Source organism: Leptotrichia buccalis C-1013-b, assembly GCF_000023905.1.
GTDB lineage: Bacteria > Fusobacteriota > Fusobacteriia > Fusobacteriales > Leptotrichiaceae > Leptotrichia > Leptotrichia buccalis.
The window spans coordinates 1,412,155-1,425,814 of the sequence record NC_013192.1 but is presented as its reverse complement, the minus strand read 5'-3'; the positions used below and the strand labels follow the sequence as shown (position 1 = coordinate 1,425,814).

Below are 13,660 nucleotides of genomic sequence, written 5' to 3'. Positions count from 1 at the left end.
TTTTTGTTAAAAAATTATGCTTTGTAAAGTTTTTCATAATTAAATTTATTTTTAAGTTGTTTAAGAGTATAATCAAATATAAATAAAGGTGGAATAAATACAATAATTAATGTTATTATTGGCATATTTTGAAGATAAAATATCTTTTCAATTGTAATTATAAAAGGCTTATATAGAAATATTGAAACAAGATTGAATGTTGAATGCAGTAAAATTGTCCACCAGATTGGACTGGGTCTTAGTCGCACATTTCCGAAAAAGATACCTGATATTGTTGTGTATATAATCTTAATTGGATTCAGGTGAAGTATTCCAAAAATTACAGCCTGAATTAAATTGGCATATTTTGTCTTTTTCTTTAAAAATTGAAGTATTAGTCCTCTCAATAAGAGCTCTTCCCCAATAGGGTAAAATACTAAAAATTTAAGCAGTTCATTAACTTCAAAAGACTGTTTTGAATAATCGGCAAGAATTATCTTTTTTGATAACAAAGAACTTAAAACTGTCAGCAAAATTATTACAGATGTGATAACTAATGCTGAGTAGCAGGCTGTATTTAATATCAGCAGTCCCAATTCTTCCATTTTAAATTTATTAATATTTTTTTCCATTTTGATTGTTCCCCTTTCCTAAATTTTTCTTGTAAAATATATTATCATTAAGATATTAAAATAAAATGAGAGATATTTTACTTCTATTTTTATTTATTTTATTTTGTAGTAAAGTAACTTTTAGCCATTTTTAAAGATTTTATTTGAGAAAAACCTTTTTCTGTTATATAATGTATTTAAATAACTTTAAAATCAAATTTTTACTTTATGTTGCATATATGAAAGGAAATAAAATGAAAAAAATTATTGTTATACTGGCATTTATATTTTCTAGTTTAAGTTTCTCTGCGAAACAGATTGAAAAAATCATGTGCTATATTCCTAAGGAGCTAAAAACAAACAGTAAAGCAAGATTAATTTATGAAGATACAGAAAAATATAAAGATGAGGAAATACCGCCTGAAGTGGCAAATCCTGAAATTGTTAAAGCATTAAAGGAAAGAAGGCTTGTCGTATTTCAAATGAGGTGTAAATATGATGGCGATATGTACCGTTATATAACAGCTTCAGACTATGCAGTCGAATATCTTACAAAACAGACAATAAATAAAGAAGAAGGAGACTATTATTTACTGGAACTTCCGACAAATAAGGCGCTCGCTTTTCAGGATATGTTATTTATTGGAGATTTTATAGATAATTCAATCAGCACAAATGATGAACTTTTTCAAATTCTCTATATGATAAATGTTCAGTTTCTGGAAATAAGACAGCAGGAACTGGAGGAAGAAGGATTGAAAGTAGTCTATTAATTTTTATTTTTGCAGGGATTATTCATTTTCGTAAATCCCTGTATTTAATTTTCTCATTTTTTTTGTATAATCTTATTAAACATTTTTTTATTGCATTTCACATTCAGAAAATTACAAATCTTGTTATTCAAAAAATAAAAATAATTTTTTCCTCTAATATTCCTTTAATCTAAAAAGCATATTGTTAAAGTGAAATAAGATTTTTAAATTCTATATAAAAAAACATGATGGGAGGATTTTAGATATGGAAATGAATAGTAGAAATAGGTACTTCAAGAAAGAGATAACATTGAGCAAAGAAGAGGAGATAAAGATAGTGAAAATTGGATTTTCCTGGGTAACTTTCTTTTTCGGTTTTCTTGTTCCGTTTTATAGGAAAGACTGGAATACCGGCTGGATGCTTTTGACAATAATGGTTATATCCCATATGATGTTGCCTTTACTAATGTTTTTGATATTGGTGGTATTTAGTTTTTTATATAATAGGATTTATATTAATATGCTTTTGAAAAGTGGCTGGGGATTTGCAACAAAAGATGACGAGATACTTTGGGAAAATAAAAAGGAAATGGCAGAAAAGGTTGATAATATGGTTTTGAAGCTAAAAGAAATGGAAGCGAAAATTGATAGAAAGATAGAGGAACATGGCTTTGTTAAAAAATTTGCATGGGGAGGAACATACGCTCTGGCTATTGGAATTTTAATAAAAAATACTCCTCTTTTAGCTGTAGGAATAGTTTTTTTTGTAATAAGTTTTATTAAAAGACAGAAAATGTAGAAAATCAAATTTTAGGAGGAAAGAACTATGAAATTAAATTTTAAAAAATTATTTGTTATAGCAATTATTGGAGCAGGGATTTTTATATCACAACAATCACACGCATTTATGGGGTATGATTATTATATGGATCCTACAAATTTGCCAAGCGATACGTTACGGGAAAATCTTTTGCAGCAAACTTTTGATAATCATAACAAAGTTTTTAATAATAGCAATAAAACAAACGGCAATATGTCATTACTGCCTTCAATTATATTTCTTGCAGCCTGGTTTTATATCTATGAAAGGAAAAAAGTGAAGTAGAAACTTTCATTTTATTTTAATTAGAATTACATATCACAAAATTAAAAAATAACTTTAAGCAAGGAGTAAAAATTATGAAAGTAAACTTGAAAAAACTATTTATTGCAACAATTATCGGAGCAGGAGTATTTGTATCACAGCCTGCAAAAGCATTTTATTATGATACGTCAGACAATGTTAACTATACAAACAATCTGATAAACAGTACAAGAAATTATATACTTGGTAGTGAAGTAATAGGGCACACTGGAAAAGGGAATTATACTATGTCATTACTGCCATCAATTATATTTCTTGCAGCCTGGTTTTATATCTATAGAAAGAAAAAAGTAAAGTAGAAGCTCTCATTTTATTTTAATCTGTATTACATATCATAAAATTGAAAAATAACTGATGAATTAGTGTTTGAACAGGGAGGTAAAAATGAAAAAAATATTTTTTGGAAGCCTATATTTTATTCATCTGCTCTGTTTTAATATTCTGGTACTATTTTTTCTGGCTGTATTAGAAGTATCAGTTTTAAGTAATTTGAAAATGATTGGAGGTATATACTCGGACAATCTTATATTAATTTTGCTTAATATATTTTTATCATATTTTTATGTAAAAGTAGGAATAGGAAAAAAGGCTTTGATAATTTTAACAATAATTGGTGTAATGAATTAACATTAATTGAAAAAATCTTAAAGAGATATTTCGATACTGGGAAAATTGAAGTCAAACTAGATGAAAATATTAAAATTAACCGTAAATATAGCGGAATAAAATTAAGAAATCACATTGAAAAAATAATTTCTGCATCAGAGAAAAGAAATCTAAAAAAATATTATCAGTATTTGTTGTATGAAGACAAGGGACAGAAATATTCATTATTTTCAAATCCAAGAACTGGAAAAATTATAAAGATTGATATAAAAGATGAGAAGTATTTTCTAGCAGAAGATTTGAAAATTGGTGATTACCTAACGAGAGAGAAAATGGAGAAATATGAAATTTATTATAATGAAGCTGATGAAGATATGTGGCTTAGTGAAGTAATAAAAGAATTGGCAATAGCAACAGAACTTATTGGGAAATATCCTAATCAGAAAGAAAAAATACTGTAGTATGCCTGGTTTGATTATAAAGATTACAGTTTCTAAGTGAAATAAATCATACTTAAAATTATAAACGTTGATTTGCAAAAATTTAAAATATAATAGAGGTTTTTATGAGAAATTTTGAAAAAATAGAAAATAGGAATTTTACTGATATTTTATTGGGAGCTGTTAAAATAGTTGGAATAATGATTTTTACGTGGAGTGTTTTAATTTTTCAAAGAGGTATTTTTGGCAGTTATTATTTCAATAGTGTGGCAAAAACAGGAAATTTGAAAGCTGGAGAAATAGTAACACTTATTCAGACGTTATTTAGACTTGTTGTATTGATTATATTGAGTGTTATTTTTATAAAAATGATGAAGACTAGATTTAGTAAGGAGAATTTGAATAAAATAAAATTCTGGACGTTTGTTATAATCGTGATAACTATTGTTTTATTTGCACTTGGAGTGACTTTTTCGATGATAAATTCGATAATTAAAAATATTGGAAGTATTTCTTTGAGTGATAAAATTACTATATTTTTTAAAACAGGAATTTTAGAAGGAATAAAAGGGATGCAGTTAATTGGATTTTTGTTGACAATGTGTTTATTTTCGATTAAAGTTTACGAGAATAATAAGAAAAAAAGTCTATTTGCAATAATTTTTGCTGGCGTAAGTTCAATAATTCTAATGATAATTTTTTATTTTGTTGGACTATTTTTGGATTTATATCTGTTTCAAACAAGTCAAGGCTGGAAAATGAAAACGCTCTCTGGATTTATAAGAGAAATAATGCAAAATGCAAATATGCAGGAAGTAGTGTTTAATTATTATTTTTATTTAACATCATCTGTTGTTGTAATATTTACAATAATATTAATTTTAAATGTTTTTTCAGATAATAAAAAGAAACTTTATGGAGAAGAATAGTTTTTAAAACTGTTGAAAATATTGATGTTTAATGAATATTAAAAATACTAATATTTTTAATATCGTATAAATATTTAGTTTCATCAGCAGGAGATGAAGAATTTTTACCAACTTATTATGGTTATTTTGCCATAGGTTTATTGGATGTAATATTTCTTGTGGGGCTTGGTGTAAATTTATTGATAGGAAGGAGAAAACAGCATGATAAAAATTAAAAAATTGACAGGATTTATGATTTTTCTAATTTTTGGAATGATATTTATTTCCTGTGGAAAACCTTCAAAAAAAGACATAATAGACAAGGGATATATACTAGAAGTAGGTGTATCCAATGAGATTGACAGGGAATTTGCCGGAAAAATGGAGCATTCTCCCACTTATACTATTTTCAAAGCGACTGAATATAAGGACAATGATATTATGGTGCAGAATCTCAAAAATGGAACAGTTAAAGCAATCCTTTCGCCTATGCTGTCATTAGGAAATTCTGATTACGGCTATTATCCTGTCTATGTGGATAACAAAAATTATGAAACTGTATATCTCATATACAGAAAGGATACTCCCGATTTTTTGAAAAACAGCTTTGAAAAAGGGGATAGCTTTATGTTAAATAATATGGAAAAATATTCTAAAGAAAAATATAAAGAAAGATTTTCATTTTTTAGTAATATTGAAGATTTTGAGAAAAAAATAATGGCTAATGAATGGACACTTGTGAATATTGCAGGGCTTGAACTTAAAAACAGTAAAATTTCAATAAAACTTGATAAAGGAAATGTTGTCATAATAGGAAAAAATGGAAAAAAATATTCGGGAAAATATTTCTTAAAAAATCACAGGATTTCTTTTGAAATAGATAATTTGAACAATCTGCTGAAAAAAGAGAGTGAACTGAGCGACAGTGATAAAGATTTTTTATATGATTTAAGTAATGCCGATGTAATAACGTTTATGGATAATGAGCAAATTCTTTATATCGGAGTTCCTGAGAGTAATCTCATATTTAAAAAAACATCAAAAAATAAATAGAAAGGAAAAAGCTCTAATGTTCTTTTAATCTAAAAAATATACAGTATAATCAAATAATAGAAATCATAAAAAAATAAAATTTTAGGAGGAATAATTATGAAAATAAATTTGAAAAAACTATTTGTTACAGCAGTTATTGGAGTGGGAATATTTGTATCACAGCCTGCACAGGCATTTTATTATGATATGTCAGACAGTTTTAACTATACAAACAATGTGATAAATAGTACAAGAAATTATTTACTTGGTAGTGAAGTAATAAGCCACATTAAAAAAGGAGATTATTCTTCAAAGAAAAAATCAAATTCTAAAAAAACAACTACAAAAACAACGGGAAGTTCAGCAACTTCAACTACAGCCCCAAAAACAACAAAAGCAAATATTACTTTTAAATCGGATGGAAATACAAGAGGACTTGATTATTTTGTTAATAACTATCCGTCAAAACAGAGAGGGGAAGCAAGAACATATCTGAAAAAAATGCAGGATTCTTTCCCGCAGGTAGCACGTTCAGTAGGAATACCTACAAATGACCTGTCTTCAGGACTGGCAGCTGCAATAGCAGGAGCATATATGGCATATAACAATGTAAGTCTGAATGATGATTATATGAAACCTATGCAAAATCAGTTAAAAACAGTACTTCAAGGTGTAGATGACTTTGATAAAATGAGTAACAGTGATAAAAAATACATTTACGATCAATTGGTAATAATAGGAATGACTTTAGCCGTAAATCAGTACCAAAATCAGCAAAATCCAAATGCAAAAGTTACCGCTCAGTTAAGAAATGCAGGTAAACAGGTACTTGAGGGACTTCTCGGAGTAAATGCAAGTAAAGTGAGAATAACGGCATCAGGACTTTCTTTTTAAAATAAATAATTGCAAAAATAAGAAGTTTTATTATAGTATATAGTGATAATAAAAAACAAAAAATATGAAAATATATAATTTAATTCGGGAGGAGAAATTATGAAAGTTAAGCAAATAAAAAAAATATTTTTAACAGTAATAGCAGCATTAAGTTTTGGAATTTCAAATCAGGCTTACGGTTTTTTTATTGATTATAATGCACAATGGATGGCTAATCAAGGGCTCAAAAATGCAAGAGAACAGGAAAAAAGAAATAGAGAAAGATATGAGGAAATGTATGGAGAAGACGAATATAATAATTTAATGTCAAAAAAAACATCGTCGAATAAAAAAAATACATCTTCATCGACAAGTGCTAAGACAGCTACTTCTACAAAAAAAGCTAAAATAACATTTAAACCTGATGGAAATACAAAAGGATTAGATGATTTAGTTCTTCAATATCCTTCAAATAAAAGAGCCCAAGTGAAACCTATATTGAAAAAATTACAGGATTCATTCCCTCAAGTAGCACGTTCTGTAGGAATACCTACAAATGATTTATCAACAGGAATGGCAGCTGTTGTAGCAGGAGCATATATGGCTTATAACAATGTCAGTTTGAATGACAGTTATATGAAACCTATTGCAAATCAGTTTAAAGAAGCTATGCAAAGTGTTTCTGAATTTGATAAAATGAGCGACAGTCAAAAAAAATATATTTATGATCAAATGGTAATAATAGGGATGACTTTGGCTGTAAGTCAGTCCGAAAATCAGCAAAGTCCAAATGCAAAAACTACGGCTCAATTAAGACAGGCTGGTAAAAAGGTGCTTGAGGGACTTCTTGGAGTAAGTGCAAGCAAAGTGAGAATAACGGCATCAGGACTTTCTTATTAAAATAATAGAATAGGAGTGAAAATGGATAAAAAAGTTATATTTTCTAAAGGGATAAATTCTTTTACACTGCATATTCTAGCAATGACATTTATGGTGGCAGATCATCTGTGGAATATATTTTTTCCTAATCAGATATGGTTAAATGTGCTTGGAAGACTTGCCTTTCCTATTTTTGCCTTTATGCTTACGGAAGGATTTTACAGGACTAAAAACAGAAAAAAATATTTAATACGTATTTTTATTTTTGCAGCTATTTCGGAAATTCCGTTCAATCTTTTTGCAAGTCTGGCATTAAGAGGAGAAGTAATGGTATTTTATCCATATAACAATGTATTATGGACTTTCGGAATTGCCTTATGTGGAATGAATTTACTGGAAAAGACAGAAAAATCAGAAAATCTGAATAAAATAATAAAATTTTTTGCAAAAGCTGCTATAAGTATTTTAACCATCGTAATTGCACATTTTGCAAGAAGTGATTATTTAGGATATGGGATTGCAATTATTCTGATATTCTATTTTTTCAGGGGGAAAGATTACAGGAATATAATATTTCAGGCTGTATTAATGGTGTTTCTAAACGTATTTATTATGCCTGGACTTGAATTTCCGTTTAGCTTTTTTGGAAATGAGATATTTATAAAAACACAGATATTTACGATATTCTCACTGCCGATAATATGGCTTTATAATGGGAAACAAGGTATTCATAACAGATTTACAAAATATATGTTTTATTTCTTTTATCCATTGCATCTTTTAATGATAGTGGCGATTTATATTTCTTTCATGATATATCTGATTTCTTTGATAGGTAAGAATTATGGAAATTAAATGAAGCCAATATTTACAAAGCAAAAATTTAAGAAGAACTGTTAAGTAAATAAAAAACATAAAAAATTCTATATCCATTGGGGAAGTGATAAAATTGAAAAAAATTTTAATAATAGCTATGATAGTTTTTGTTGTTTTTAGCTGCAATAAGAAACAGGAACAAAATAAAACAAAAAAAAGTAATAATATTGATATAAGCCAGAGTGATAAAAACAAAACTGAAGAAAATAAAGAAAAAGTAGAAAAAGATAGTTCTGAAATAGAAAAACAGAAGGAAGTTTCATCAGAAGAAGCTATAAAAAAAGCGGAAGAGGAATTTTTAAAGGACAGCAAAAATCTTGAGAAATACCGTAATTATGTAACTGTGGCATTTTATCAAAACCGTGAATTTAAAAGAACAAAGGAAATTACAGAAATATTTTTAAAAAATTCTCCTGATTATTCCTATGGTTATAGAGTAATGGCAGATATTCTCCTTTATGAAAAAAAATATAAGAAAAGTGCTGAATATTATGAAAAAGCAATAGGACTTTTAAAACATGGTAAACAGAGTTATGCGGAATACAAGGATATTAAAGTATTAAATAATGTACTTTCAGAGATAATTGAAAAAAATTTGATACAGGCTTACAGATTATCAGGAAATAATGAAAAAGCAGTAGAAACTTTTATAATTAATCAAAAATTTCTGAAGGAAAATTATAACCCTCTTTTGTATAATATAGCATTAAATAATGCCAAAAAAGATAATGAAACGCTAAAATCTTCCAACAGTAAAAAATATAAGGAAAACAAGAAAATATTATCTAATTTAAATTAACAATAAAGTAAAAAAATTATAGGAGGAAAAGCTATGAAAACAAAATTTATGAAAAAAATATTTCTTTTAAGCGTTTTAGCACTAGGACTTGGAATTTCAGGACAAGCTCATGCTGATTATAGTGATATGTTTAAAAATGAAATAATGCAGGAACTTTTAAATACAACTTCATCTTCACAAGGTAAATCTTACGGAAAATCATCACTTACTTTCACACAGGACGGAAGTACTGATGGACTGGAAACATTAGTTGCAAGTTATCCAAAAAGTCAACATAAAGAAGTAAGGGCATCATTAAAACAGCTGTATGAGGCTTTTCCACAGGTAGCACGTTCTGTAGGAATACCGACAAATGATTTGTCTTCAGCAGTAGCGGCCGTAATAGCAGGAGCATACATGGCATATAACAATGTCAGTCTTAATGACGATTATGTGAAACCTATGGCAAATCAGTTCAAGGCTCATCTTGAAAACAGCGGATTTTTTGACGGAATGAGCAACAGGGAGAAAAAAAGTATGTACGACCAGATGGTTATGGTTGGAATGACTTTGGCTGTGGGACAGTCCTTAAATCAGAGCAATCCTAATTCACAGACTACAGCTCAATTAAGGGAGGCAGGAAAACAAATACTTGAAGCTATTTTAAAAGTGGATGCTGACAGAGTCCGTATAACAGCTCAAGGAATATCTTATTAATACGGAGGGGACTGAAATGAATTCAATTATTGCATTAGTATATCTTTCAGTTGCTGTTATATTAATCGTTTTTGGTGTGAAACAAATAAAAAACAGAAAAAATCTTCGTAAAATTAATCAAAAACAGGAAGATGAGGTTAAAGAGAAAATAAAACTTGGAATTTTATCAGCTGATACAGTTTACCGTGAAAGAACAGAAACAGGAAGAGTATTTTATGAAGTGCCTGAAAATCTGAAAAAAGCAGTTATTCTAAATCTTATTTGCTTTGTCATAATGCTAATATTAATATTTTTAGGAATAAAACTTGGAATATTGCTTTTAATAGTCTGTGCTGTAATAAGTATGATATATGGATATAAATATTATTATTCAAAAGAAAAAACAAAAAATACACTTGAAATAATAAATGAAGACTTTTACTTAAATGGAAAATTGTTGGATATTAAGGGCTACAACTGGGGTACTGAATTACTTCCCCTATTTGGAACTAAAATAATATACTCTAAATCCCATATTTATCTTCTTGATGGCAAAAAAGAAATCTGTTTTGTACCTGAAAGACAGTTAAAAAGATCTCGAATAGATATAATAATAGAAGATGACAGAATTTCTAAAATTATAGATGATATTATTGATGTAATCCAGAAAAAACAGATTCCAAAAGTAAAATTCAAACTTTTTAAAATGAAAAAAATGCAGAGCATACTTCTTTTTTTACTTTTTATATCAATTGTGATACTTGTTTTTTTGTATAAAAGCAAAGCATATATGTATTTATTTTAGTAAAATAATGGTAGCATATATGGTGTATAACAATATTATCTTTGTAAAAACAGGTACTGAAAACAATTTTAAAAGTGGATGCTGACAGAATTCATATAACATTGCAAGGAATATCTTATTAATTCAGGGAGTCTAAAATGCTGTATAGTTTAGTTTTTGCATTAATATATTTTGCAGTTTTGGGTATAATAATTATTTTTGATATGAAAAATAGAAAAATCAAAAAAAATTTACATAAGATTATTCAAAGGTATGAGGATGAGGTTAAAGAGGAAATAAAACTTGGAATTTTATCAGCTGATACAGTTTACCGTGAAAGAACAGAAACAGGAACGGTATTTTATGAAGTGTCTGAAAATCTGAAAAAAGCAGTTCTTCTAAATATTATCTGCTTTACCATAACAGAAATATTAATGTTTTCTGGAATAAAAATTGGAATACTGCTTTTACTTAGCTGTGCTGTAATAAGTATAACATATGGGAACAAATATTATTATCCAAAAGAAAAAACAAAAGATACACTTGAAATAATAAATGAAGATTTTTATTTAAATGGAAAATTACTAGATATTAAAGGCTATAACTGGGGTACTGAGTTATTTCCTCTATTTGGCACTCGAATAATCAGATATAAATCTCACATCTATCTTCTTGATGGAAAAAAGGAAATCTGTTTTGTGCCTGAGAAAAACTTAAAAGGAGGATCTTCGCAAACAGATATAATGATAGAAAATAGCAGAATCTCAGAAATTGTGGACAACATGATAGACATAATTCAGAAAAAGCAGATTCCAAAAGTAAAATTTAGGCTTTTTAAAATGAAGATAATGCAGAGTATGCTTCTTTTTATACCTTTTATGCCAATTATGACATTCGTTTTACTATATGGAAGTAAAGCACATATACATTTATTTTAATAGGATAAGAAAATAGCTGATGGAATTTTGAATAGTTAAATACAGACAGAGGTGAAAAAATGAAAAATAAAAAAATAAATCTAGCTATGATGGCAGGAATGATTTTAATGAGTATGGGATGTGAAGCAAAGGGGAAAGCTTCCCAAAGCAGTATTTCAGGAAAATATAATGTGGAAACGCTGACTACAAAAGGGCAGACTGTAAAGGTGGCAGGTCAGGAATGTTTTGAAAATTCTTATTTTGAAATAAAAGGAAATATTGCCTATATAAGCCTTAACAATGTAGTTAATGGGAACTGTATAACAAAGGCAGGAACTTATGACATGCAAAGTAAGGGCAACGGGAGATACATTCTTGTGGGAAACGGCAAGGAATCAGATGAAATTATTGTAAAAAATGGAAAAGTGCAGTATAATCAGGATACAGGAATTTCAATGACATTTTCCAAAGATATGGCATCTACTTCAGAAAATATGAAAAAATAGTTTATTTTTTGATTAAAAAGTTAAAAAAAATAGCATTTTTAGTGTAACCAGGAAAATTTATTATTAGAAAAATCAGGAGGAATCATGAAAAGAATTATATCATTTATTTTACTGGCAATTATGTTTATAACAAGCTGCGGAATTAGCCAAAGTGCTGAAGAGAATGATGATAAAAAGGCTGTAATAGCGGCTTTTGAAGATTATATCAATGCAGCAAAAAATGAAGATACAAAAAAAGTTAGTGAATATCATTTAATGTGGTTTAATATCTGGCGTACTTCACAAGAAAGTTATAAATATCTTACTTATAAAATAAATAAAATTGAACTAACAAAGCAGAAAAATGGAAACGGAAGGGACATAAAGCTGGCTTATGTAAATGTGTCACTAAAATATCCCGATTTAAACTATACAATGTCTAAATTTTATAAAAACAAAGACTTTAATTCGTTGGTAAGAGGAAAAAGCAGATCTACACAGCTAGAAATAATAGAACAGGAAATCTCTTCTTTTTTGAAAAATGAATTAAAGAAAAATGACACAAAATATATCGAAAAAGAAATGATTGTAAAATTTGAGTACTTCTATCCGCTTAAAAAATGGAAAATTCCTTATGATGAGAATATAGAGTTTATAAATATTCTTTCACTTGACAGCTATAAAATAAAAGGAATGGATAAAACCATAGGAGAAATTGTAAGAACGCCGGGAAATGATGATGATAGAAAACTTTTAATCAGTGAAAAAGAGGAAAAAATAAAAAATAAAACAGCAAAAATTGATGATTATAAAATGCTTCTAATACTTTACTCACCGGTAAAAAATCCTGATAACATCAATTTTAAAAGAATATCGCAAAAATTAATAGAAAATTTCCCTGATTATCCGGAAGGATACCGTATTATGACAGATTTTATTTATCATAATTATCCTGATAATTATTCAGAAATATTAAATTATGCACAAAAAGGAATTGAAGCATATAAAAATGTCGATACAAAAAAATATCCAGACTTTGTTTATGAAAGTAGTAGAAATCATCCGATGAATGAACTGTTCAGAATTATGATAGATGTTTATCTGAAAAAAGGCGAAAAAGAAAAAGCACTGGATGTATTCAATAAAAATAAAAAAATTATTAAATACTGGATGCCTCCTGCAAATTATGTACAACTTGCAAAAAGGCTGGGAGTAATATGGTAATAAATATAGAGTTTTAAAGGGAAAAGAGGAGGTTACAAATGAAAAAAGTTCTGTTTATATTTTTAACAATATTGATGTTTTTATCGTGTGCCATGAAGAGTGACAATCAGAAAAATAATGAAAATCCTGAAAATGAAATTTCTGAAAATAAAAACAGTTCTGTGCAGCAGGTACCAGAAAATAACAGTTTTCAGAAAAGTGATGTTATACAGGACACAAATAACGGTAGATTTGGAAATGAAACAGTAGGATTTATGAATTATCCAAAGGGAAACTGGAATGAAATCCAGAATAATACAAATTCTACAAGTGCTGGAATAAAAAATGATGAGAATGAAATGATTATCCTGGATAAAGTACCATCTGAAGAAAGAGTAAATGCAGGAAAAGCAGCAACACAAATGATAGCGGAGCTAGTAAATCAGGGTCAAAAAAAAGAAAACCTGAAACTATATCAGAACAGTATAAATGGCCATCAGGCTTATCTGATATTTTCTGAAACAGTGAATAATAATAATCTTCAGGCTTCAATGATATTTATAGATGCTGAAAATGAAGTATATTATGTAGCAGTAATTGCAAAGCCAAACAACATTACAAAATTACTGGAAATAGTAACATCATCATGGAACATCAGATAAATATAAAAACTGAAAAATTAAAAGAAATGGAAGTA

At 28.0% G+C, this 13,660-nt stretch carries 19 protein-coding genes; 18 read left to right on the top strand and 1 reads right to left on the bottom strand.

The genetic code is table 11. The annotated features are described in order from the left end of the window. Positions 1 to 14 precede the first annotated feature (14 nt). Entirely contained in the window at positions 15 to 611 is a 597-nt protein-coding gene (locus LEBU_RS06670; protein ID WP_015769577.1) for a CPBP family intramembrane glutamic endopeptidase, read from the bottom strand. A gap of 233 nt (positions 612 to 844) precedes the next feature. Between LEBU_RS06670 and LEBU_RS06665 the strand changes: the two genes are divergently transcribed. The 18 genes from LEBU_RS06665 to LEBU_RS06580 all read left to right on the top strand — a co-directional run bounded on the left by LEBU_RS06665 (position 845) and on the right by LEBU_RS06580 (position 13,625). Then, positions 845 to 1,363, top strand: a complete 519-nt coding sequence (locus tag LEBU_RS06665; RefSeq protein WP_015769576.1) for a hypothetical protein — start codon at positions 845 to 847, stop codon at positions 1,361 to 1,363. A 244-nt stretch (positions 1,364 to 1,607) separates the two neighbouring features. Then, positions 1,608 to 2,141 (top strand): hypothetical protein, encoded by a 534-nt coding sequence (locus tag LEBU_RS06660; RefSeq protein ID WP_015769575.1) that lies wholly within the window; start codon positions 1,608 to 1,610, stop codon positions 2,139 to 2,141. 27 nt (positions 2,142 to 2,168) lie between these two features. Beyond that, entirely contained in the window at positions 2,169 to 2,447 is a 279-nt protein-coding gene (locus tag LEBU_RS06655) for a hypothetical protein (protein ID WP_015769574.1), read from the top strand. Positions 2,448 to 2,521: 74 nt separating this feature from the next. After that, on the top strand, positions 2,522 to 2,785 hold the full coding sequence (locus tag LEBU_RS06650; protein ID WP_015769573.1) for a hypothetical protein: 264 nt from the start codon (positions 2,522 to 2,524) through the stop codon (positions 2,783 to 2,785). An 85-nt stretch (positions 2,786 to 2,870) separates the two neighbouring features. Then, the gene (locus tag LEBU_RS06645) at positions 2,871 to 3,113 is read left to right on the top strand and encodes a hypothetical protein (RefSeq protein ID WP_015769572.1); all 243 of its coding nucleotides are present in this window, start codon (positions 2,871 to 2,873) and stop codon (positions 3,111 to 3,113) included. Positions 3,114 to 3,286: 173 nt separating this feature from the next. After that, positions 3,287 to 3,553 (top strand): hypothetical protein, encoded by a 267-nt coding sequence (locus tag LEBU_RS06640; RefSeq protein WP_015769571.1) that lies wholly within the window; start codon positions 3,287 to 3,289, stop codon positions 3,551 to 3,553. Between the two features lie 104 nt (positions 3,554 to 3,657). After that, positions 3,658 to 4,461 carry a hypothetical protein gene (locus LEBU_RS06635; RefSeq protein WP_015769570.1) on the top strand — a complete coding sequence of 268 codons (804 nt, stop codon included), beginning with the start codon at positions 3,658 to 3,660 and terminating at the stop codon, positions 4,459 to 4,461. A 201-nt stretch (positions 4,462 to 4,662) separates the two neighbouring features. Further along, positions 4,663 to 5,493: a hypothetical protein gene (locus tag LEBU_RS06630; RefSeq protein ID WP_015769569.1), complete on the top strand. Its 831-nt coding sequence runs from the start codon at positions 4,663 to 4,665 to the stop codon at positions 5,491 to 5,493. Between the two features lie 96 nt (positions 5,494 to 5,589). Continuing rightward, entirely contained in the window at positions 5,590 to 6,366 is a 777-nt protein-coding gene (locus LEBU_RS06625; protein WP_015769568.1) for a DUF6683 family protein, read from the top strand. A 99-nt stretch (positions 6,367 to 6,465) separates the two neighbouring features. After that, positions 6,466 to 7,245, top strand: coding sequence for a DUF6683 family protein (locus LEBU_RS06620; RefSeq protein ID WP_015769567.1), 780 nt, complete (start codon positions 6,466 to 6,468; stop codon positions 7,243 to 7,245). Positions 7,246 to 7,266: 21 nt separating this feature from the next. Further along, positions 7,267 to 8,079, top strand: coding sequence for a TraX family protein (locus LEBU_RS06615; RefSeq protein WP_015769566.1), 813 nt, complete (start codon positions 7,267 to 7,269; stop codon positions 8,077 to 8,079). Between the two features lie 85 nt (positions 8,080 to 8,164). Beyond that, positions 8,165 to 8,899 carry a tetratricopeptide repeat protein gene (locus LEBU_RS06610; RefSeq protein ID WP_238974471.1) on the top strand — a complete coding sequence of 245 codons (735 nt, stop codon included), beginning with the start codon at positions 8,165 to 8,167 and terminating at the stop codon, positions 8,897 to 8,899. Between the two features lie 33 nt (positions 8,900 to 8,932). Next, positions 8,933 to 9,595 carry a DUF6683 family protein gene (locus LEBU_RS06605; protein ID WP_015769564.1) on the top strand — a complete coding sequence of 221 codons (663 nt, stop codon included), beginning with the start codon at positions 8,933 to 8,935 and terminating at the stop codon, positions 9,593 to 9,595. Between the two features lie 16 nt (positions 9,596 to 9,611). Then, complete coding sequence (locus LEBU_RS06600; protein ID WP_015769563.1) at positions 9,612 to 10,379, top strand: hypothetical protein; 768 nt, start codon at positions 9,612 to 9,614, stop codon at positions 10,377 to 10,379. Between the two features lie 137 nt (positions 10,380 to 10,516). Then, positions 10,517 to 11,296, top strand: a complete 780-nt coding sequence (locus LEBU_RS06595) for a hypothetical protein (protein WP_015769562.1) — start codon at positions 10,517 to 10,519, stop codon at positions 11,294 to 11,296. Positions 11,297 to 11,355: 59 nt separating this feature from the next. Continuing rightward, complete coding sequence (locus LEBU_RS06590) at positions 11,356 to 11,781, top strand: hypothetical protein (RefSeq protein ID WP_015769561.1); 426 nt, start codon at positions 11,356 to 11,358, stop codon at positions 11,779 to 11,781. Positions 11,782 to 11,865: 84 nt separating this feature from the next. After that, positions 11,866 to 12,984, top strand: coding sequence for a hypothetical protein (locus tag LEBU_RS06585; protein WP_015769560.1), 1,119 nt, complete (start codon positions 11,866 to 11,868; stop codon positions 12,982 to 12,984). A gap of 38 nt (positions 12,985 to 13,022) precedes the next feature. Beyond that, a complete protein-coding gene (locus LEBU_RS06580) occupies positions 13,023 to 13,625 on the top strand; it encodes a hypothetical protein (protein ID WP_015769559.1) in 603 nt (200 codons plus the stop codon). Positions 13,626 to 13,660 lie beyond the last annotated feature (35 nt).

Excerpts from the sequence above, each read along its gene's own strand:
- LEBU_RS06635 (WP_015769570.1), top strand. The coding sequence starts at position 3,658 with ATGAGAAATTTTGAAAAAATAGAAAATAGGAATTTTACTGATATTTTA.
- LEBU_RS06580 (WP_015769559.1), top strand. The coding sequence starts at position 13,023 with ATGAAAAAAGTTCTGTTTATATTTTTAACAATATTGATGTTTTTATCG.
- LEBU_RS06670 (WP_015769577.1), bottom strand. The coding sequence starts at position 611 with ATGGAAAAAAATATTAATAAATTTAAAATGGAAGAATTGGGACTGCTG.
- LEBU_RS06665 (WP_015769576.1), top strand. The coding sequence starts at position 845 with ATGAAAAAAATTATTGTTATACTGGCATTTATATTTTCTAGTTTAAGT.
- LEBU_RS06645 (WP_015769572.1), top strand. The coding sequence starts at position 2,871 with ATGAAAAAAATATTTTTTGGAAGCCTATATTTTATTCATCTGCTCTGT.
- LEBU_RS06630 (WP_015769569.1), top strand. The coding sequence starts at position 4,663 with ATGATAAAAATTAAAAAATTGACAGGATTTATGATTTTTCTAATTTTT.
- LEBU_RS06650 (WP_015769573.1), top strand. The coding sequence starts at position 2,522 with ATGAAAGTAAACTTGAAAAAACTATTTATTGCAACAATTATCGGAGCA.
- LEBU_RS06620 (WP_015769567.1), top strand. The coding sequence starts at position 6,466 with ATGAAAGTTAAGCAAATAAAAAAAATATTTTTAACAGTAATAGCAGCA.
- LEBU_RS06655 (WP_015769574.1), top strand. The coding sequence starts at position 2,169 with ATGAAATTAAATTTTAAAAAATTATTTGTTATAGCAATTATTGGAGCA.
- LEBU_RS06590 (WP_015769561.1), top strand. The coding sequence starts at position 11,356 with ATGAAAAATAAAAAAATAAATCTAGCTATGATGGCAGGAATGATTTTA.
- LEBU_RS06605 (WP_015769564.1), top strand. The coding sequence starts at position 8,933 with ATGAAAACAAAATTTATGAAAAAAATATTTCTTTTAAGCGTTTTAGCA.
- LEBU_RS06585 (WP_015769560.1), top strand. The coding sequence starts at position 11,866 with ATGAAAAGAATTATATCATTTATTTTACTGGCAATTATGTTTATAACA.
- LEBU_RS06600 (WP_015769563.1), top strand. The coding sequence starts at position 9,612 with ATGAATTCAATTATTGCATTAGTATATCTTTCAGTTGCTGTTATATTA.
- LEBU_RS06625 (WP_015769568.1), top strand. The coding sequence starts at position 5,590 with ATGAAAATAAATTTGAAAAAACTATTTGTTACAGCAGTTATTGGAGTG.
- LEBU_RS06595 (WP_015769562.1), top strand. The coding sequence starts at position 10,517 with ATGCTGTATAGTTTAGTTTTTGCATTAATATATTTTGCAGTTTTGGGT.
- LEBU_RS06660 (WP_015769575.1), top strand. The coding sequence starts at position 1,608 with ATGGAAATGAATAGTAGAAATAGGTACTTCAAGAAAGAGATAACATTG.
- LEBU_RS06615 (WP_015769566.1), top strand. The coding sequence starts at position 7,267 with ATGGATAAAAAAGTTATATTTTCTAAAGGGATAAATTCTTTTACACTG.